At 67.5% G+C, this 20,065-nt stretch carries 18 protein-coding genes; 14 read left to right on the plus strand and 4 right to left on the minus strand.

All coding sequences use genetic code 11. The features are described 5' to 3' along the window. Positions 1 to 517 precede the first annotated feature (517 nt). From B0F77_RS38845 to B0F77_RS38865, 5 genes are all read left to right on the plus strand, one after another. Entirely contained in the window at positions 518 to 1,795 is a 1,278-nt protein-coding gene (locus B0F77_RS38845; protein ID WP_086668057.1) for an MFS transporter, read from the plus strand. Positions 1,796 to 1,812: 17 nt separating this feature from the next. Beyond that, positions 1,813 to 3,819: a HelD family protein gene (locus B0F77_RS38850; RefSeq protein ID WP_158102942.1), complete on the plus strand. Its 2,007-nt coding sequence runs from the start codon at positions 1,813 to 1,815 to the stop codon at positions 3,817 to 3,819. A 114-nt stretch (positions 3,820 to 3,933) separates the two neighbouring features. After that, positions 3,934 to 4,524 carry a P-loop NTPase family protein gene (locus B0F77_RS38855; RefSeq protein ID WP_086668059.1) on the plus strand — a complete coding sequence of 197 codons (591 nt, stop codon included), beginning with the start codon at positions 3,934 to 3,936 and terminating at the stop codon, positions 4,522 to 4,524. 140 nt (positions 4,525 to 4,664) lie between these two features. Then, positions 4,665 to 5,477, plus strand: coding sequence for a tyrosine-protein phosphatase (locus B0F77_RS38860; RefSeq protein WP_211294255.1), 813 nt, complete (start codon positions 4,665 to 4,667; stop codon positions 5,475 to 5,477). 74 nt (positions 5,478 to 5,551) lie between these two features. Further along, positions 5,552 to 6,925 (plus strand): ATP-grasp domain-containing protein, encoded by a 1,374-nt coding sequence (locus B0F77_RS38865; RefSeq protein ID WP_086668060.1) that lies wholly within the window; start codon positions 5,552 to 5,554, stop codon positions 6,923 to 6,925. Positions 6,926 to 7,030: 105 nt separating this feature from the next. On the opposite strand, the gene B0F77_RS38870 is transcribed toward B0F77_RS38865, so the two are convergent. Then, a complete protein-coding gene (locus B0F77_RS38870) occupies positions 7,031 to 7,330 on the minus strand; it encodes a hypothetical protein (RefSeq protein WP_086668061.1) in 300 nt (99 codons plus the stop codon). A gap of 174 nt (positions 7,331 to 7,504) precedes the next feature. Between B0F77_RS38870 and B0F77_RS38875 the strand changes: the two genes are divergently transcribed. After that, the gene (locus B0F77_RS38875) at positions 7,505 to 8,191 is read left to right on the plus strand and encodes a ferritin-like domain-containing protein (protein WP_086668062.1); all 687 of its coding nucleotides are present in this window, start codon (positions 7,505 to 7,507) and stop codon (positions 8,189 to 8,191) included. Between the two features lie 2 nt (positions 8,192 to 8,193). On the opposite strand, the gene B0F77_RS38880 is transcribed toward B0F77_RS38875, so the two are convergent. After that, complete coding sequence (locus B0F77_RS38880; protein ID WP_211294256.1) at positions 8,194 to 9,504, minus strand: glycoside hydrolase family 1 protein; 1,311 nt, start codon at positions 9,502 to 9,504, stop codon at positions 8,194 to 8,196. 177 nt (positions 9,505 to 9,681) lie between these two features. On the opposite strand from B0F77_RS38880, the gene B0F77_RS38885 reads away from it, so the two are divergent. The 4 genes from B0F77_RS38885 (at position 9,682) to B0F77_RS38900 (ending at position 14,337) form a co-directional block, all read left to right on the plus strand. Next, positions 9,682 to 10,701, plus strand: coding sequence for a LacI family DNA-binding transcriptional regulator (locus tag B0F77_RS38885; protein WP_086668064.1), 1,020 nt, complete (start codon positions 9,682 to 9,684; stop codon positions 10,699 to 10,701). A gap of 199 nt (positions 10,702 to 10,900) precedes the next feature. After that, a complete protein-coding gene (locus tag B0F77_RS38890; RefSeq protein WP_086668065.1) occupies positions 10,901 to 11,833 on the plus strand; it encodes an alpha/beta hydrolase in 933 nt (310 codons plus the stop codon). Then, positions 11,830 to 12,663, plus strand: a complete 834-nt coding sequence (locus B0F77_RS38895) for a LuxR C-terminal-related transcriptional regulator (protein WP_086668066.1) — start codon at positions 11,830 to 11,832, stop codon at positions 12,661 to 12,663. Before B0F77_RS38890 ends, B0F77_RS38895 begins: the two co-directional genes overlap by 4 nt. Positions 12,664 to 12,720: 57 nt before the next feature. Then, positions 12,721 to 14,337, plus strand: a complete 1,617-nt coding sequence (locus tag B0F77_RS38900) for a CocE/NonD family hydrolase (RefSeq protein ID WP_086668067.1) — start codon at positions 12,721 to 12,723, stop codon at positions 14,335 to 14,337. A gap of 191 nt (positions 14,338 to 14,528) precedes the next feature. On the opposite strand, the gene B0F77_RS38905 is transcribed toward B0F77_RS38900, so the two are convergent. Next, positions 14,529 to 15,401, minus strand: a complete 873-nt coding sequence (locus tag B0F77_RS38905; protein ID WP_211294257.1) for an SMP-30/gluconolactonase/LRE family protein — start codon at positions 15,399 to 15,401, stop codon at positions 14,529 to 14,531. 236 nt (positions 15,402 to 15,637) lie between these two features. Here B0F77_RS38905 and B0F77_RS48270 point away from each other — a divergent pair, with 236 nt between their 5' ends. Beyond that, complete coding sequence (locus B0F77_RS48270; RefSeq protein ID WP_158102945.1) at positions 15,638 to 15,775, plus strand: hypothetical protein; 138 nt, start codon at positions 15,638 to 15,640, stop codon at positions 15,773 to 15,775. Between the two features lie 116 nt (positions 15,776 to 15,891). Here B0F77_RS48270 and B0F77_RS38910 read toward each other — a convergent pair whose 3' ends face one another. Then, positions 15,892 to 16,311: a MarR family winged helix-turn-helix transcriptional regulator gene (locus B0F77_RS38910; protein ID WP_245849232.1), complete on the minus strand. Its 420-nt coding sequence runs from the start codon at positions 16,309 to 16,311 to the stop codon at positions 15,892 to 15,894. A 65-nt stretch (positions 16,312 to 16,376) separates the two neighbouring features. Here B0F77_RS38910 and B0F77_RS38915 point away from each other — a divergent pair, with 65 nt between their 5' ends. The 3 genes from B0F77_RS38915 to B0F77_RS38925 all read left to right on the plus strand — a co-directional run bounded on the left by B0F77_RS38915 (position 16,377) and on the right by B0F77_RS38925 (position 20,029). Next, positions 16,377 to 17,855 carry an aldehyde dehydrogenase family protein gene (locus B0F77_RS38915; RefSeq protein WP_086668070.1) on the plus strand — a complete coding sequence of 493 codons (1,479 nt, stop codon included), beginning with the start codon at positions 16,377 to 16,379 and terminating at the stop codon, positions 17,853 to 17,855. Between the two features lie 10 nt (positions 17,856 to 17,865). Continuing rightward, positions 17,866 to 18,975, plus strand: a complete 1,110-nt coding sequence (locus B0F77_RS38920; RefSeq protein ID WP_086668071.1) for an NAD(P)-dependent alcohol dehydrogenase — start codon at positions 17,866 to 17,868, stop codon at positions 18,973 to 18,975. Between the two features lie 136 nt (positions 18,976 to 19,111). Further along, positions 19,112 to 20,029: an extracellular catalytic domain type 1 short-chain-length polyhydroxyalkanoate depolymerase gene (locus tag B0F77_RS38925; protein WP_169731046.1), complete on the plus strand. Its 918-nt coding sequence runs from the start codon at positions 19,112 to 19,114 to the stop codon at positions 20,027 to 20,029. Positions 20,030 to 20,065: the final 36 nt, after the last annotated feature.

Consider the following 20,065-nt stretch of genomic DNA (forward strand, 5'->3'; position numbering starts at 1 on the left):
ACTACCACCAACTGCGCTGGTCGTGGCCATGCGCGCACCGGAAACGTTCCGGGCCACACCACCACTAGCCCGCCCAGAGCGGTTTCACCACGTGAAACCACCTGCCACCGAACCGGTGAAAAAACCGAATTCCATGCCGCCGTTGGTGGCACAGATTCCGGTGTGTGCCTAGCCTGGAGCCCCGCACACCGCAGCCAGGTCACATCGAGCCGAGGTCGAGTCCGCGGCTGCCCGGCGGCCAGCCGCAGCGCGAGGAGTGCACGATCTGCACCGCGGTCGCTCCCGATGCGGTCGGTTGACGGCTTCATGAGGAGCCAATACTGGAATCCGCTACGATGGCCTGCGCCGCGCGGCGGAGATCAAGGGGTTCCCCTCCTGGGTCCGGAGGGGCGCCGCGCACACCTATTACGCCTGGGAATCCTCAATTGCCTACCGCCGGCGTGCCGGCACACAGACGAAAGTTGTTCCTGAGAGGCCGTCACTGGGGGAATCTCGGGTCACGTACCAGGAGGTTGACGTGGAATCGGCAGCAGAGCAACGCGCGCCGAAACAGGTTACGGAGCACACCGAAAACAGGGGGCGTCGTTCTCTCATTGGACGGCGGCTGTACATCTTCTCGGCACTGATCGACACGATCGGTGGCGGCCTGTGGATGCCGGTCAGCTTGATCTTCTTCATCGACGGCAAGGGTCTGCCAGCGGAGCAGGTCGGACTCGCGCTGACGATCGGTGGAATCATCGGACTCGTCGCGGCTCCCAACGGCGGTGGCTTGATCGACAAGCGGGGGCCCGCGTTCATCGCCGTCATCGCCAATGTGCTGTGCGGCAGTGTTTTCCTGTTCTACACGGTGGTGGACCAGGTCTGGCAGATCGCCCTGCTGAGCGCGGTGTTCGCGGGCGCCGATCGCCTCTTCTGGACTGCCAACGCACCATTGCTCGAACGACTGGTCCCCGCGGGACAAGCCCTGGACCGGGTGCTCGGTGCCCAGAACGTCGCTCGCATCGTCGGCCTCGGCGTCGGCGCGGGACTCAGCGGTCTGTTCATCGGGAATCCGTCCGGGCTGAACATCCTCGGCTACGCAAACGGCCTGAGCTACGTGCTGGCGGCAACCATCACGCTGGTCGCGGTGTTGGTGGCGGGTGTGGCCACCAGCCGCATCGCCATGCCGAAAGCCGAAAGCCTGGCCACCCCTTGGCGACGGATCCTGGCGGACCGTCCCTACCTGATGCTGTGCCTGATTCAGGTGCAGTTCGGACTGGCTGCACGCAGCTTCGTCGTGATCTTGCCCGTGGTCGCCATCCACACGCTGGGAGGCCCGTCCTGGCTGCCCGGAGTGTCGGTGATCGTCGCGAACGGTTTGCTCGCACTGATCCAGGCTCCGGTCATCAGGCTGAGTGAGCGCACGTCCCGGTTGTGGATCATCAACGTGTCCGCGATCGCCTTCGTGGGCAGCTTCCTGCTGCTGGTACCCGGAGGCACCTTCGGGGCCTCCGCCGCTGTACCGATCATCGTGGCCGTCGCGGTTCTGACGGCTGTCGCGGAGGCGGGTTTCGCACCGCCGATCACCGCCGCGGCCAGTTTGGCGGCGCCTCAAGAACTGAAGGGTCGGTACAGCGCGGTTCTGCAGACGTCGTGGGGCCTGGGCAACGTGCTCGCGCCAGCGCTGTTCACCTCGCTGTACGCCGTGAGCAATTCCGTGCTGTGGCTGTTCATGGCGCTGCTGCTCCTGGCAGTCGTACCGATCGCGAACGCCACGGCGAAGCGTCTGCCTCCAGGCTGTCTGACCGCCGGATGACCAGCGACTCAAGGACCGTGAGCGGCCATGACGAGCTCACCGCTGAACGCCGGCACCTGGCCTATGTGCGCCAGTGCCTGACCGACAGCCGTGAGGAGTCCAGGCGCAAGGCGGAGCAAGCGGCGAAACGCGGCGACGACGACGGCGCGTTCTGGTTCTCCCGCAACGCCTGGCAACTCGACGACAGAGAGTCCTCGCCCCTGTTCTTCGGCCGGCTCGACGGTCCGGAGCCCGATCCGATCTACGTGGGTCGACGGTATGTGTCGGACACCTCCGGGACACCAGTGACCATCGACTGGCGAACGCCGATGGCCGCCCGCTTCTACCGGGCCAGCGAGGCGAATCCGATGGAAGTCGTGCGCCGGCGGCGATACGGCTTCTCCATCGACAACGAGATGACCGGATTCGACGATGAGCTCCTCGGTACGCCCTGCGGCGCCGACGAGCTGAGTTCGCTGGTGCGGCTGGAGATCGAGCGGGCCCACTTCGGCCCGATGCGGGACATCGTCGCGACCATTCAGCCCGACCAAGATCATATTATTCGGCTGGGCATGACGGATGCCCTTGTCGTGCAAGGCGGACCAGGCACGGGTAAGACCGCGGTCGGACTCCACCGGGCGGCGTACTTGCTGTTCGAGTACGCCCGGATTCGTAATCAGGGTGTACTGGTCGTGGGCCCCAACGACACGTTCATCCGGTACATCGCACGGGTGCTTCCGGCCCTGGGCGAAGTGCAGACCAACCACGAATCACTCGCGGGACTGGTCGGGGCCAAGCTTCCTCGTCCCGAGGAGGAACCTCGCGCGGCGCTGATCAAGGCCGATGCCCGGATGGCCGTGGTCCTGGAACGCGCGGTGCGACGGGTGGTGTCCATGCCCACCGAGGACCTGGTCATCACCCAGACAAGCCCGTACGTCCGCGTCAGCCTGGACGAGCTCCGGTCTCTGACGACCGACGTGATGCGGGAAGCCCGGCCTTTCCTGGACGCCCGGGAACAGCTGAGCATCCAGGTCGCCGAGCTGGTCCGAAGGCGGGTCGAGGCTCGTGGGCGCACACTCACCGACGGCGAGGTCAAGAAGATCTCGCGTTGCCGGCAGACCAAGACACTCGTGGAGCACGTCTGGCCGAAGATCAAGCCCCAGGAGATCCTGTTCCGGTTGCTCACCGATCCTGACCACCTGGCCGAGTGCGCAGACGGCGTCCTGACACCGCAAGAGCAGAAATTGCTCTCCTGGCCGACTCCACCCGCCACGGCCGGCCGCGCGAAATGGACCATGGGTGACTACGTGCTCCTCGACGAGCTGTCGTCCCATCTGGCTCCGGGGCGCCGCTTCGGCCATCTGGTGATCGACGAAGCACAGGACCTGTCGGCGATGCAGTGGCGTGCTGTCGCCCGCCGCTGTTCCGGTTCGGCGACCCTGCTCGGCGATCTCGCGCAACGCACTACTCCGGGCTCGTTGGGTTCATGGCAGGAGGTCCTCTCAGGACTGGGACTCCCTGGCGTGATCAATGAATTGCGGACGAGTTTCCGGGTTCCCCGGCAGATCCTGGGCATGGCGAACAGGCTGCTCGAACAGATAGACCCGGACCTGCCGAAAAGCACATCGGCGCGCTCGGTGGCCGACGCGGTGACAATCGTGTCACTGGAGGACGAACCCGAACCGCGCACGGCCGTCTCTCGGGCGGGAAGAATTAGCGAAATCCTGAAAGAAATACCGCCGGAACAGGGCAGCATCGGGGTGATAGTCACCGATCCCGACGTGGACACCATGCGGGCGGAGTTGTTGGGGATGAGCGTCGACCTGACAACCCCGGACCAAATCAATCACGAACGACGTGTCGCACTGGTGCCGGCAAGCCAGGCGAAGGGCCTGGAGTTCGACCACGTCATCCTGGTCGAACCGCAGGACATCCTGTCCCAGGGACAACACGGGCAACGACTCTTGTACATCTCCATCACCCGGGCTATTTCACGACTGACCATTGTTCATCAACAGACACTACCTCCAGCACTCCACGAATGAACAAAATGAGGCATCCGTGTCTTCGTCGGGCGGTGGCACATCGGGTTCACAGGCGCTGGTGATGCCGGCCTAGCTCTGAAAAGCCGATATCCGTGAACATGATAAAGTCCCCGCATGCGCGTACTCCGCAGTCTGGACCCGCTGCCACGGGTGCCACGACGGGTAACAGTGGCCGGTTCTTCAGGTTCTGGAAAATCCAGCCTCGCAAAAGAACTGAGTGAATTGCTCAACCTTCCCTACGTCGAACTCGATTCCCTCTTCCACGGGCCCGGGTGGACGGTGCTGGACAACTGGCAGGATTCTGTCCGGGAGATCATCCGCGGCGACGAGTGGGCGATCGAATGGCAGGGCGACCCCGTGCGCGCTGAGACGACGGAGCGCGCCGACGTCCTCGTCTGGCTGGATCACCCACGTTGGCTCACCGTGGCCCGCACCATTCGCCGGACCGTGCGCCGAAGGTTTGCCGGTGTCGAGTTGTGGAACGGGAACAAGGAACTCCCGCTGCACACCTTCTTCACCGATCGCGACCACATCGTTCGCTGGGCGTGGAAGTCTCACCCCGACATTCGAGCCCGGCTGGTCGCCCTGATCGAGGAAGGCGGGCATCCCGATCTGATCGTCGTGCGACTGCGTGGCCAGCGTGAGGTCGACGCGTGGTTGCGCGGGCCACTCCGTCAGGCGCTGCTCGCCGAGCGTAAGGACTGAGGTTCCGCGAGGTCCACCGGCCTTCCGCGTGCCGACGACAATTTGTGCGCGGATCCCGCACCGGCAGCAGTTCGCGGCCGTGTTTTGCCTCGCGAAACTGTCGCCTCCGATGTCCGGCTGGAGCCACTACCGTCCCCAACGTGCTGCCGGGCCGAGACGAGGAACTGCGACTGCTGGCGGACCCTGACCCGCCATCGCCAGCTGCTCCTCATGGCCGAGTTCTGGCGGTAGCAAGTCGACACCATTGCACGCTGGGGGCAGAAGAAGTGATCACCAAGAACGAGCACCTGGTCCTGTCCGATCACCTGGCGAACACACGTGATCTCGGCGGACTGGTCACCACGACCAACCACCGGATCAAGCGGCAGCGGCTGTTGCGCACCGCCGCGTTGTCACCGGTATCGCCGACCACCGCCGCGCTGCTCACCGCGGAGGTCGGCACAGGCGTCTACGTGGATCTGAGGACGGAGGGTGAGATCGCCAAGAGTGGAGAGCCAACCGCCCTGCTGGAGCTGGGCTGGCGGTGGAATCCGGCGCCTCTGCAGACCAAACACTCCGGGGACACCGATGACAGCCCCGATGGATTCCTACGGCGCTACCTCGACCACATCCCCGCCCATCTTGACGCGATCGAAGCGGTCATCAAGGTCCTCGGGGAACATCCCACAATCGTCGGCTGCGCGGCGGGCAAGGACCGCACGGGCCTTGTCATCGCGGGCATCCTCACCGGCCTCGGCGTTCCCCGGGCCACCGTGCTGGCGGACTACGAGCTGAGCACCTCGTGTCTCCGCGGACACCAGTCCAGCGACAAGAACCGCACATGGGTGCTGCCGAAGGTTCCTGAACCCGCGTATGCCCATGTCATCGACACGGTGCTCACCCAGATCGATCCCGCTGTCTTCACCGCGCAGGCCGACAAGGTGCGCCACCTTCTTCTGGAGGAGAATCTGTGACCTCATCTCGACCGTCTCCGACGCCCGACACGGAACTCTCACCTCGACAGGTACTCGCGGGAGCCGTCGAGGCATTGACCGACTACTGGTCGGGCCGGGATGTCGTGCTGCTGGTATCGCAGTACATCGGCATCGTCGCCAAGCTCATCGGTGAGTTGGAAAGCTGCGGGGCACGGGTGCAGGCGGTGATCACGGCCAATCTTCCGGCCGCCGACGCACCGCCTGTCCCGCACGTCTGGTCCGCGGCACAACAGGGCTTTCCCGGGTTGTCGCAGCGACAGTTCGATGCGCTGCTGGCGGAACCGCCCGACTCGCTCACCGAATGGCTCCGGGCCCGGGACCCCCAGAGGTCGTGGACGTTCGTCGGCAGCACTCACACCCAGACCGGGCTGGTCGGCGACTACGTGGTGCACGGATGGCGTCGTCCGCTGTGGGGTTCTTGGGAGGACAAGGTCGTCGTTGAGGAGCTCTGGCGGGAGGCGAACGTCCAGTCGGCTCCTCACGCCATCTGCACTCCGGACGATCCAGATCTCGCGGACCGGGCCGTGGAACTCGACCAGGGTTTCGGTGTCGTCATGGCGGTCGACGCGTCACGAGAAATCACCGGTGCGGCGATTGGATTGCGTTGGATCCGCACACGGGAGGAGCTGGATTCCGCCCGCGAGTGGAGTTCGGGTGCGGCGGACAGGATCAGGATCACGCCATTCATCCCCGGCACCCCTTTCAGCATTCTCGGAATGGCACTGGAAAGCGGTGTCGCCGTATTTGACCCGGTGGAAATCGTCACTGTGGTGAACGATCGGCTCAGCCGCTTCTTGTACTGTGGCACGTCGTCGTTCTGGAGGCCGAACGAGGATGTCACCGCGGTCATCCGGGAGAAAGCCCGGATGACCGGCGAGTACTTGTCCGGCCTTGGTTATCGAGGCATTTTCGGGGTGGATGGCATCGCCACGGGTGACGGCGAAATCTTCCTCACCGAGCTCAACCCGCGCCATCCGGCGGGGCTCGGTGTGCGTGCGGCCTGGCCTGACTTCCCGATCTACATCCTGCAACGCGGGATTCAGGAGGCGATGCCCGGTCTGTACGACCTCGATCACCGGGAGATGGAACGGGCCATCCGCGACCTTGTCCGGGAAACCCCATCGGCCGCGGTGCGTGTCCCGCTCGGCGCGGATCCAGTCCGGCCGGGCAACTCCGCGGACCCAACGGGCACCGCCCTGACGCTCACCCTGGATCCCGAGTCGACCACGCTCCCCCAGGAACAGGTGGTGACGTTCTCCGTCGACGGTGACGCTGCCACGCTGATCTCCGTACACCCGATGCTGGCCGACGGGTCGATCGCTCCGGCGGCGGCAGCGCTGTCGAAGTCCGTCGGCACCGAAGAGCTCATCGCGCCGCGGGACGTACCGGATTCCGCGACACTGACGGCATCCTCGTTGACCGAGTGAATCCGGAGGAGCGCCATGCCGTCTGCCCTTTCCTGCTGGCGGCATGGCGACTCATCCACGTCACGAGGCCACCTGCGCTGCTGGGCCTTCGGCTGACGGCATGGGTCACCGAGGTACGGCAGACTTCACGGCCAGGTTCACCGCCACAATCGCGATGATGATCAGCACCAGCGCCGTGGCCGCGTAGGCGAAGACCTGCCCGTAGCTGGTGCGGCTGCGAATGCGGAACGTCGCGAACGCCGTCCCCAGCGAGCAGACGACGGGCGGCAGCCAAAGCCAGCTGGGATACTTCACGGCTCCGGCGATCGACGACACGACCAGAACAGCAGGAATGACGTAGCCGGCCCAGTGGTACCGGCGGATGTTGTGGTCGTGTTCGAAGGGAAACCGCGGGTTCGACGTCACGGTGATCGCCTCTCAGGTGAGCCGGCTGCGGTCGGAGAAGTCCTCGTCCTCGTCGCCTTCGGACGGATTCTGCCGCCGAACCCTCACCGGGCCTGTCGAACACGCACACCGAGTCTTCACAGAACCTCCCCACAATCCGGCCAACGCGTGCGGTGACCCGACCGTCTTCCCGTCATGTTCACCACATGGGTCGAGAACTTCGAGGCCGAAGCCGCGCGCCGCAAGCGCATGGGTGACCCCGACTGGGCCGTCGGCGCCCGGCTGCACCCTGACGTCGTCAAGAGCGTGCAACGGTTCCAGGTCGGCGAGTCCGGCGACGGCGCCAACCTGATCGCCAAGGCGGGCGGCGGGACGTACGGCGCGGCGGTGCGGTTGTTCGTCGCCGAGGAGCAGAACCACGCGCGGATGCTGGAGCATCTGCTGCGGGCGGCCGGTCGGCCGACGATCAGTTCGCACTGGACGGACGCGGTGTTCGTGCGGCTACGTCGTGCGCTGGGACTGCGACTGGAGCTGATGGTGCTGCTCATCGCGGAAACCGTGGCGCTGCGGTACTACCGGGCGTTGCGGGACGGCTGTCGTGACCCGCTCACCGCTGATGTCGCGGATCGGATTCTGCAGGACGAGGAGCGGCACGTTCCGTTCCACAAAGCCCGGCTCGGCCGGGTTTGCTGGCCTGCAAGGGCGTTCTGGTGGCTGCTGTTCGTCGGGGCCGTAGTGACGGTCGCGCATGACCACGCGCCAGGACTGCGGCAGCTCGACGTCAGGCCGTGGCAGTTCGTCGTGCAGACACTCGAAACCGTTCGACGGCAAGGGATAATGGACGGCGATGCGCATCGTCCTGCACGCGCGGACGCGCCTTGATCTCACATACGACTCGCTGAACGGGCCGGCACACGGTTGGTCCTGGCCACGTCGCCGTACCAGCGGGCCGACGGCTTGACGGTCCGGTCCTGGGTGGAGCGGTCGACAGCGATGAGCCCGTACGTGGGGCGGTAGCCGTCCCACCATTCCCAGTTGTCCAGCAGGGACCAGTGGACGTAGCCGGCGATGGGCAGTCCGTCGGCGATCAACCGGTGCACCGCGCGCAGGCCGTCTCGGAGGTACTCGACGCGTTCGGCGTCGTCGTCGGTCGCGACGCCGTGCTCGGTGATGACGATTTCCTTGCCCGGAAAGAGTTTCGCCACTCGTCGGCTCGTGACCTCGACTGCCTCCGGTGCCCACCGGTAACCCATCAGGGTGCGGCGGATCCCGTCAGCGGGTGCTCCTCCTGTCGGCACGGCGGCTGCTGCTTCGCGGCGCAGCATCGGCAGGACGAGTGACTGCGTGAGACGGCGATTGCGCAGAACCGCCGCGATGACGGGCCTGAGGATCCAGGGGGCGTTGACGTCCAGGCGGGTGTAGGTCTGGACGCCGACGAAGTCGTCGTCGGCGGTTTCGGCGAAGTACCGGTCTTCGTGGACTTCCCTGGCCCATTCCATCGTCGGGCCTCCACCGGCGTCGGCGTGCCAGTCCTGCATCGCGTGTGACATACCGACTTTGACCCCGGGTGCGACTTCGTGGATGACGTCGCGGGCGGTGCGGTGCGCGGCGTTCAGGCCCGCGGCCGCGGCGTCGAACGCGTCGAGGTTCCGGACGAAGGGCGGAGTCGGGAAGGTGCCCAGATAGCCTCGGGTGATCACGTTGCCGGGCTCGTTGATCGTGCTGACGTAGGGAACGCCGTCTTCCAGGTGTTCCATCACGTGCCGGGTGTAGCGACCGAACAAGCCGGGGAAGTCGGGGTTCGTCCAGAAACCGGCGTGGCTGACCCACGCGGGCAACGTGAAGTGCTGCAGCGTGACCATCGGAGTGACGCCGTGGTCGATACAGGTGGCGACCATGTCGGCGTAGTGCTGGAGCATCTCGCGGTCGAATTCTCCCGGGCGGGGCTCGATGCGTGCCCACTCCACGGAGAAGCGGTAGGTGTTCAGCCCGGTCTCCGCGAGCAGTGCGATGTCGTCCTTGTAGCGGTGGAAGTGGTCGCAGGCCAGGCCCGAGGGTTCCGCCATGGGCGCCTTGGGAGAGGGGTCGGTCTCCCATTCCCACCAGTCGCTGTTCGTGTTGTTGCCCTCGACCTGGTGCGCGGCGGTCGCGGCGCCCCAGAGGAAGCCGTCGGGGAAGGTCAGCGGTTCGGACACGATCAACTCCTTTTTGCCGGTGATCGGCGTCGACGACGGTGGCGGGCCGAGTGGCTGCCCGCCTGGCCCATCGGCGAAGCTCATCCACGGTGTGGCCAAGCCAATCACTAACGCGCGTTAGTGATGGGCGGGTACGCTACACCGGACGTGGTGGACCCACAAGCAGAAGGGGAATCGATGGCGGGCGAGGCTGCTGCGCGTTCGGGGCGCCGGGCCACCAGTGCCGACGTCGCCAGGGAGGCCGGGGTCTCCAGGGCCACCGTCAGTTTCGTGCTCAACGGCACCAAGGGACAGACGATCCCCGAACCAACGAGGCAACGCGTCCTCGAAGCGGCCGCGCGGCTGCGCTACGCCCCCTCCGCGGAGGCACGGACACTCAGCCGCGGCACCAGCGACGTCGTGCTCATCTACCAACCCCCTCAACTGCCGCTGAGCACCAACCTCGGCGGACTGGTCGAGTTTCTGACAGCGGACTTCGCGGCGGTCGGGCTCACCACGGTGATCCACCCCTGGTCCCGCAGGCCCGACGGTGACGTGTGGACCGCCGTCACGCCCGTGGCCGTTCTCGCGTGGGATCTGCCTGATCGCGACGTCGTCGCGATGCAACGCGACGGTGTGCGCGCCGTGGTCTCGCTCACCGCCGAGTCCGACCCCGTCGCACAATGGATCTGGGGGCCTCGCGAGAACAGCATCGCCCGACTGCAGGTCGAGCGGCTGCTCAAGGCAGGACACCGCCGGCTCGGTTATGCCCGTCCGCATGACGAATACCTGGCCGAGGCGAGCGAGAGGCGCCTGACAGCGCTACAACGAGCGTGCGCCGAGCACGGCCTGCCGGCCCCGGTCGCCCTTCCCACTCCGAGTGACGATCAGGGGGCCGCCGCGGCCATCGACGCCGTCGCGACCTGGCGCGAGATGGTCCCAGCGGTCACCGGTGTGTGCGCTCACGACGACGTGGCGGCATTGGCCGTCCTGGCGGGCCTGCGCGCGCACGGGCTGACGGCACCGGCGGACCTGGCGGTGATCGGAGCTCTCGACTCCCCGGCGGCACGCCTTGCCGCTCCGCCCTTGACGATGGTGGCGGTCGACATGCGGGACACCGCGCGCCACCTCGTCGACGCGGTCACCAGCCTGCTCGAGAACCGGCCCGTACCGGCTGGGCCCGAGGTCACCTGGGTGATCGAGCGCCAGTCGGTCTGACTCGGCGTTCACCTTGCGGCAACGCGGCCGTCACCCGGCCGAGTGCAACGCACGACCCGGCTTGCGAACACGTCACTAACGCGCTTTAGTGGAGGTGAGCGTCGATGCCGAGAGGGCGAGCACGCCGAAACGTTGACAAGCCGGCCAACCAGGTACCAACGTCCAAAGTGGATCTAACTCCTAGAGCCGAAGGCAATCCATGAAATCGTTCCACCCCGACCTCGCGCTCGCCCGCTTCATCCCGAACTTCTCCTACGGCCCGTTCACGTCCCGCGTCGTGCGCAGCCTGAAGCCACGACCGACCAAACCTGGGCCAGGTGTCACGGTCCGCGAGATGTTCGTGCCAGGACCACAGGGCGCACCACCGGTGTCGATGCGGGTCTTCCAGCCGGATGGCTTGTCGGCCAAGGCCCCTGCTCTGCTCTGGATCCACGGAGGCGGGCTCATCTTCGGTTCTCCCGAACAGGACGACCGCAACAACGCCGCCTTCGCCCGCGAGCTCGGTATCACCGTCGCCGCCGTCCGCTACCGGTTCGCCTCCACGAGTCCCGCACCCGCCGCGGTCGAAGACACCTACGCCGGGCTGCAAGGCCTTGTCGCACAGGCCGACGAACTCCACATCGACCCTGAACGCATCGCGATCGGCGGCGCCAGCGCCGGAGGCGGGCTCACCGCGGCACTCGCCCAGCTCGCCCACGACCGCGGCGAGATCCGGCCCGTGTTCCAGCTGCTGGTCTACCCCATGCTCGACGACCGCACCACCACGCGCACGGACATCGACACCCGCGGCCACCGCATGTGGACGCCGAAGAGCAACCGCTACGGCTGGTCGACCTACCTCGGCGACGCCGTCGCCGGTCCCGCTGTGCCCCAGTACTCCGTGGCCGCCCGCCGCGAGGACCTCACCGGTCTCCCGCCGGCCTGGATCGGGGTCGGCACCCTCGACCTGTTCCACGACGAGGACGTCGAGTACGCCCTCAGGCTCGACGACAGCGGCGTCCCCTGCGAGCTCCACGTTGTCGCCGGCGCGTTCCACGGCTTCGACCTCGTGTTCCCCAAAGCCGAAGTCAGCCGCCAGTTCTGGCGTCTGCAAGCACAAGCGCTCAACAGCGCGCTGGCCGTCGCGCCATGACGTCGCGCACCGATGCGGCAGCGACCCGAATCGCGAGTGCGCAGTGGACCAACGTGGTCGACCGGGCGTTGCACAGGATCCGTGAAGAGTCCGGAATGGACGTTGCGTTCTGCGCGCGGGTGACGCCCGGCGGCCGGCAGCTGGTGATCGAACGAACGCTGGGCACGTGCACCGAGGCACTGCACGGCCTCGTGGTACGAGGCGGCACCGGGCTCGGTGGCAAAGCGATGGTGTTGCGGCAACCCGTCGCGGTCGACGACTACGTCAGAGCGCGGAGCATCAGCCACCACTACGACCAGGCGGTGGCAGCGGAAGGTCTCCACGCGATCATGGCCGTGCCTCTGGTGGTCACCGGCCGGGCGCTGGGAGTGCTGTACGCGGCATGGCGCCGGCGACTCGGTATCGGCGACCGGCCCAAATTCGCGGTCATGACGGTGGCACGTGATGCAGAACTCCTTCTGGCCCGGCCATCGGCATCGGCCCAGCAGCGGCGTCCGGTTCGCGCCGACGGACCATCGGCGCTCCACGCCGATCTCAGCTCGATCATCGACCGGGTGGACGACCACCGCATCCGCGCCGAACTGATGGACATCCGCACCCGGCTCGCGGAGGGGCATCGCGTCGCGGCCGCACAGTCAGGGCTGTCGGAACGGGAGTACGAAGCGCTGTGCCACGCCGCGCTCGGCCTGGGCAACGCCGAAATCGCGGAACGCATGGGACTTGTGCCCGGCACGGTGAAGGCGTACCTGCGCAGCGTGATGCGCAAGCTGGACTGTCACAACCGGCTCGCCGCCGCGAACGCCGCCCGTGCCCTCGGGTACGACCTCTGAGCCGTTACCCACTCCGGACAGTAGTGCGGAGTTCCGTGCACCGGGCACCCTGGCCGAATGGGCCGTCCGCACCTCACCAGCCGCCTTCTCGAGCGGTTGTTGGAGCTACCTCCGCCGCTGACCCGCGATGTCGTGGTCGAGAAGGATCTGCGCGTGCCGATGCCCGACGGCGGCGAGCTGCTGGCGGACCGCTGGGCACCGCGGGCAGGAGGCGACTCGCTGCCGATCGCGCTCATCCGCACCCCCTACGGGCGGCGGGGACTTCCGATCAACCTGCTGACGCGCACGCTCGCAGAGCGGGGTTTCCAGGTCGTGACGCAGAGCGCGCGCGGCACCTTCGGCTCCGGCGGCACGTTCGAGGCGTTCCGCAACGAGCGAGCCGACGGCCTGGCGACCCTCGACTGGCTCGCCGAGCAGCCGTGGTTCACCGGCGCGGTCGTGCTGACCGGCGCGAGCTACACCGGCTACGTGCAATGGGCGGTGGCGGACCAGCTGCCGGAATGGGTCACGGCGATGATTCCCACGGTCACGAGCGCGACCATTCCCGTCGACCTGGTCTCCGCACTCGAGTCGGCGCTGTCGTGGGACATCAGCGTCGCCGGCCAGGAACGCCGCGGCGCGCTGCTCCGGCTGTTGCTCAACCTGCCGAAGATCAAACGAGCCATGCACGTCCTGCCCCTGCGCCAGGCCGACGCCGCCTTCCTCGGGCACCACCGCCAGTTCTACCAGGACACCCTCGCCCACGACGCCACCGACGAGCACCGGGCGGACGGCGACCACCGTGCCAACGCCGGCCGGGTCACCGTCCCGGTCAGCGCCGTCTCCGGCTGGTACGACCTGTTGCTGCCCGGCCAGCTGCGCGACCACCAGGCCGTGCGCGAGACCGGTCAGCCGGCCAGGCTGACCATTGGCCCCTGGCAGCACAGCAGCTCCGGAGTCACGAGGGAACAACTGAAGCAGACCCTCGAGTTCGGGCTCTCCTACGCGCGCGGTGAGCAGCCGCCACCACGCCCACCGGTGCGCCTGTACGTCATGGGCGAGGAGGAGTGGCGCGACTTCGAGTCGTGGCCGCCGCCCGGATACTCCCCACAGCGCTTCCACCTCCAGCCCGGCGGAGAACTGTCGCGCGACCAGCCGGTCGAGTCCACTGTGGACCGATACCGCTACGACCCGGCAGACCCGACTCCGGCGGTCGGGGGACCCCGGCTCTTCTCCGGCGCCGGCAAGGTCGACAACGCGAAGCTGGAAGCCCGTCCCGACGTGCTCACCTACACCACGTCCGTCCTGGAATCGGACGTCGAGGTGATCGGTGAAGTCAGTGCGGAGATCTGGTTCCGCTCGAGCCTGCGCCACGCCGACGTCTTCGTCCGCCTGTGCGATGTCGATTCCCGCGGGCGCTCGTTCAACATCTGCGACGGCTTCATCAGCGCCACCAATGCCGACGAGCTCCGCCTCGTCACGGTGTCGCTCTGGCCCACGGCACATGTGTTCAAACGGGGCCACCGCATCCGTGTGCAGGTTTCCAGCGGTGCTTTTCCGCTCTACGGGCGCAATCCTGGTACCGGTGAGCCACGCGCCGACGCGGTCACGCTCCTCACCGCCGACCAGGAGGTGTTCCACGGAGCGGACCACCCGTCGGCGGTGATCCTGCCGGTGCGGCAGAAAGTCTGTTGACCACCCTCGCCGGGATTGACCACGGCCATCGGTGCGGCCATCGGAATCGAGGTCAGCAAGGAGTTCGGGGGAAGTCGCGATCAGCCTGAGCAGGCCGTTGCCGCGCACGGTCATCACCCAGGCCGCGCGAACCGAACGAGATCCGCGACGCGGGCCCGGCACGAGATCGTGCCGGGCCCGCGTCGCAGTGATCAGCTGTTGACGACCACGACCTCGTACTGGTCGGCCGTGGGCGGGAAGCCGGTGTCGAACTTGGCGTTGACGACCGCCAGCCGGCCACCGAACTTCGCCACGGTGCTGGGCGACTGGAACGTCGGGCTGGTGATGACCTTCTCCAGGGTGCCCGCCGTCGTGTGGTGGTCGAGGCGGATGCGGCTGACCTGGTTGTTGTGCACGACCCACATCGTGCGGCCGTCACGGACGATCCCGTCCGCGCCGGGGACGCTGACACCCTGGATGGTCTCGCTCGCGCCGGTGCGCGGATCGACCTTGTTGAGCTCACCGCGGGTGGTGTGCGCCACGATCAACGACCGCGAGTCGGGAGAGGTGGTGATGCCGTTGTTGTTGACCGACCCGCCGGCATCCGCTGCCGGACCGGTCAACGCCAGCGTGCGGAACTGGCCGAGCTTGCCGGAATGGCTGATCGGCACGAAGTAGAGCTGTGCCTGCCGCGCGTCGGTGAACCAGGCGCCGTCGGCGGTCAGCGTGACGTCGTTGACCATGCCCTTGTCGGCCTCGGCGAACTGGTACACCGCAACGGTTTTGCCGGTTCTCAGATCGTAGACGTAGGCCTGGCCCGTGAAGCCGCCCGCCACGAAGAGCAGGTCGTGCCGGAGGTCGGCGGTCATGCCGATCGCATTCCGGCCGGCCGGGGCGTCGATGAACAACGCGGCCGTGCCGCGCCTGACGTCACCGCGGTAGATGTCGCCGGCGAAGAGGTCTCCGGCGTAGAAGGTGGTTCCCCTCCCTTCGGTGATGCCCTCGGCCGACTTCGCCCCTGGTAGCACGATGAGCTTCTCGGGCGGTGCCGCCACGGCGGGCGCGGTCAGCCCGAGAAGCACCATTAATGCCAAAACTAACGAACGCATCAGGCGGGCTCCTGTTCGTCGAAAATCCCCATCCGGCCAACATCCAAGCGCACTCACAGGCCGACGACGAGAAACAGGAAACGTCGAAAATGATGCGAAGTAGACGGTCGGCCGCACCCCTCAGCGGCCCCGTCGACACCGAATGCCTGGACGGAGGCGTAAACCCCTTTCGCGACAATAACGATCCGATGGCGAGCGGCTCAGGGTCCATAATGGACATTTGCGCGGTCGGCGGCTTCAACCCGAGGCGGACGGTCGCCCCGTCGATGATCAACCCACCGTTCCCCGGAGTCGAGTACGGCCGCGAGCACCCTGTCCGCGACTTGGAGATCCTCGCCGCCGCGCGGTGACCGGCAAGAAGCACTTGACAGTTCAACAAGGCGGACGCATGCTTTCTATATCAGGAATCCTGATATTCGATGTCCTGATACCTACGCTCGACGAGGAGCTGAAGCATGCGTGGTCGCTAGGAGCCGGCGAGAGCGGCGCGGCACCGGTTGAGCAGGTCGTGCAGCGCGGTTCGCTCGTCCTTGTCGAGCCTGCTCACCATGCGTTCCTCGATCGCCGCGATCTCGGTGGCGTGCTCCTTCAGGAACGTCCTGCCCTTGTCCGTGAGGCTGATCAGCAACCTCCTGCCGTGTGCGGGGTCCTGCTCGCGGGCGATCAGCTCACGCCGTTCGAGTGCGGCGACCATGTCGGTCATCGTCTGCGCCGTCACGAACGACTTCCGCGCCAGTTCCGCTGACGTGAGGCCGTCGCGGCCGGCCAGCACCGTCAGCGCCGTGTACTGCACGGTCGTCACGCCGGCCGGACGCAGCACCTCGTCCATCAGTGCGCGCACCGCCAGCTCCACCTGCTTGATCTCGTACATCAGCGACGGTCGCAAGTGCCTCACCCTCCACATCGCTCTCCCCGATCACAGCGAAGCCTGTCACAGGAAGGCAAATCCACATGACCACAGTCGACGACCGGCCCGCCGCAACGGTGCGGCGCCCCGACGTCACGCCTGGGCGGTTGTTCATCGGGGGCGAGTGGCGGGAGCCGGCGGAAGGCGGGCGGATCAACGTCGTCGACCCGTCCACGGGCGCTGTGGTCACGTCGGTGGCCAGGGGTTCGACGGCGGACGTCAACGACGCGGTCGACGCGGCGCGCGAGGCGTTCGAGGGCTGGGCGGCCACGCCGGGCAGGCAGCGGGCGCGGGTGCTGCACCGGGTCGCGGACGTGGTGCGGGCCAGGGCGGACGAACTGGTGGCGGTGGAGAGCCTCGATGTCGGCAAGCCGGTTTCGTTGTGCCGGCCGGTCGACGTGGAGACGACCGCGGAGCAGTACGAGTACTACGCGGCGCTGGCGCAGGGCATCGACGGGGCCACGCGGCAGATTCCCATTCCTGCACACGCTTACACGCGGCGCGAACCGGTCGGGGTGGTCGCGGCGATCACGCCGTTCAACTTTCCGCTGATCCTGTCGAGCTCGAAGATCGCGCCCGCGCTCGCGGCCGGCAACGCGGTGGTGCACAAGCCGGCTGAGGACACGCCGCTCAGCGCGTTGCTGATGGCCGAGATCTTCGCCGAGGCCGGTGTGCCGGCGGGTGTGGTCAACGTGGTGACCGGGTACGGCACCGAGATCGGCGAACACCTGTTGCGCCACCCCGGCGTCGACAAGGTGGCCTTCACCGGATCCACGGCCGTCGGCAGGCACGCGGCGAGTGTGGCGGGGGCCCAGCTCAAGCCGATGACGATGGAGCTGGGCGGCAACGCGGCGCACATCATCTTCGAGGACGCGGATCTGGAGAAGGCGATCGGCGCGGCCATCAAGGGATTCGTGTTCAACACCGGCCAGTTCTGCATGGGCGGTCCCCGGTTGCTCGTCGCGGCGCCGTTGTACGACGCCGTCGTCGAGGCGCTCGCCGACGCCGTGCCGCACGTCCCGCTCGGTGACCCGTTCGACCCGGCCACCGTCATCGGGCCGATGGCCGGCGAACGTCATCTCTCCAAAGTGGAAGGCTATGTCGCACAGGCGAAGGCGGCCGGCGGCCGGATCGTCGCAGGCGGGCAGCGGGCCGACCGCGACGGGTTCTTCTTCCACCCCACGGTGATCGCGGATCTGCCGGACAGCTCCCCCGTCGTGCAGGAGGAGATCTTCGGGCCGGTGCTGACCGTGCAGCGGTTCGACACCGAGGACGAGGCCATCGCCATGGCCAACGGCACTTCCTACGGCCTCGCCGCCGGCCTGCAGACCGAGAACCTCGCCCGTGCCCACCGGGTCGCCGCCCGGCTGCAGGCGGGCATCGTCTGGGTCAACGACTGGGCGATGCTCGACCCCGCGATCCCGTTCGGCGGCGTCAAGGACTCCGGTTACGGCCGCGAGTACGGCCCCGAGGCACTGGCCGCCTACACCCGCACCAAGTCCGTCGTCATCTCGCTGGCCTGAGGAGAAGTCCATGTCCACGACAACGACGGCGGCCGTGGTCGAGTCCGCCGGTTCCGGGTTCACGCTCTCCGAGGTGACGCTGGACGACCTGCGCCCGGAGGAGATCCGCGTCCGCGTCACCGCGGCCGGCATCTGCCACACCGACCTCGGCGTCGCGGGCGGCCACCTGCCGTTCCCGCTGCCCGGCGTGCTCGGTCACGAGGGCGCCGGGATCGTCGAGGAGGTCGGCGCCGCGGTCACCAAGGTCGCCGCGGGCGATCGGGTGCTGCTGAGCTACACCTCCTGCGGCCGCTGCCCGAACTGCCGCGAAGGTCACCCGGCCTACTGCGACACCTGGCTGCCGTCGAACCTCATCGGCGGCGAACGCGCCGACGGGACGTCGCCGATCTCCCGTGACGGCGTCCCGCTCGGCGGCCACTTCTTCGGTCAGTCGAGCTTCGCCCACCACGCCGTCGTCGACGAACGCAGCGTCGTGAAGGCCCCCGCCGACGCGCCGCTCGACCTGCTCGCCCCGCTCGGCTGCGGGGTCATGACCGGTGCGGGTGCCGTCTGGAACGTGCTGGCCCCACGGCCCGGCGCCACGCTGCTCGTCACCGGGGCGGGCGCGGTCGGGCTGTCTGCGGTCATGGCGGCCCGGCTCACCCCCGCGACCCGGATCATCGCGGTCGACCGGATGCCGGGACGGCTGGCGCTCGCCACCGAACTCGGCGCCACCGACACCGTCGACACCACGCACACCGACCTCGGCGAGGCGATCGCGAAACTCACGTCCGGCCGCGGCGTCGACGGCGTCGTGGAGACCACCGGCAACGCCGACGTGCTCGGCGTGGCGATCTCCTCGCTCGCGACCCGCGGCACCGCGGTGATCGTCGGCGCGCCCGCGTTCGGCACGCAGGTGCCGGTCAACGTGAACTTCATGCTGCCCGGCCGCCGGGTCGTCGGGCTCACCATGGGCGACGCCGAGACGCAGTCGCTGATTCCGGTGCTCGTCGAGCTCGTCGCCGCCGGCCGGCTGCCGATCGACCGGCTCATCACCCACTACGAGTTCGGGCAGATCCAGCAGGCGGTCGACGACGCACTGGCGGGCGTGACGATCAAACCGGTGCTGCGGCTGGAGTGAGACGGCCGCACAGACGAGGTCCGCGTGCGGTTCCCGTTCGACACCCGCGGGAAGGTTGACGTTCGACAAAACATTGACGACCGTCACCAATCTGAATACCTTCGGGCTTCCGGAATCCCTGACCCGGAGGTCGACGATGACCGCACGCGGAACCATGTTCACCACGCTCGTCAGCATTCTGATCACCGTCGCCGGCGTCCTGCTCGCGCCATCGGCGTCCGCCGCGTCGTTGGTCGAGGTGACCAACTTCGGCAACAATCCCGGCGGGATGCGCATGCACGTCTACGTGCCGGACGCGCGCCCGGCCCAGCCCGCGATCGTGGTCGCCATGCACGGTTGCGGCGGCTCGGGTCCCGGCTTCTACTCGGGCAGCGAGTTCGCCTCGCTCGCCAACAGGTACGGGTTCATCGTCATCTACCCGAGCGCACAACAGCAGGCCGGGTTCGGCAAGTGCTTCGACACCTGGTCCGCCGCGGCGAAACGTCGTGGCGGCGGCAGCGATCCCGTCTCGATCGTCTCGATGGTGACCTACACCCAGCAACGCTACGGCGGCGACCCGAGCCGGGTCTTCGCCACGGGGTCGTCCTCCGGCGGCATGATGACCCAGCACATGCTCGCCCTTTACCCGGACGTGTTCAAGGCGGGCGCGGCGTTCATGGGCGTGCCCTTCAACTGCTTCGCCAACGCCGCCGACTTCCCGCCGCCCGGCAGCAAGTGCACCAACGGAACCATGAACCGCACCCCGCAGCAGTGGGGTGACGCGGTCCGGCAGGCCTACCCCGGCTACACCGGCCCGCGGCCGCGAATCCAGCTGTGGCACGGCACCAACGACACTCTCGTGCCGTACTCGCTGCTGCAGGAATCGATCGAGCAGTGGACCAACGTGTTCGGCCTGAGCCAGACACCGACGTCCACCGACACCCCGCGCGCCGGCTGGAACCGCCGCCGCTACGCCGACAAGGTCGAGGCCTACAGCATCCAGGGCGCCGGGCACAGCCTGCCGTCGACCGGGATGGCCGCCGTCGCGCTGCAGTTCTTCGGCATCGCCAGCTGATCCGTCGTGAGTGGTTTCCGTTGCCAGTGCGGCGGA

Origin of the sequence: Lentzea kentuckyensis, assembly GCF_002150765.1 — a bacterium.
In the GTDB taxonomy this organism is placed as follows: domain Bacteria; phylum Actinomycetota; class Actinomycetes; order Mycobacteriales; family Pseudonocardiaceae; genus Lentzea; species Lentzea kentuckyensis.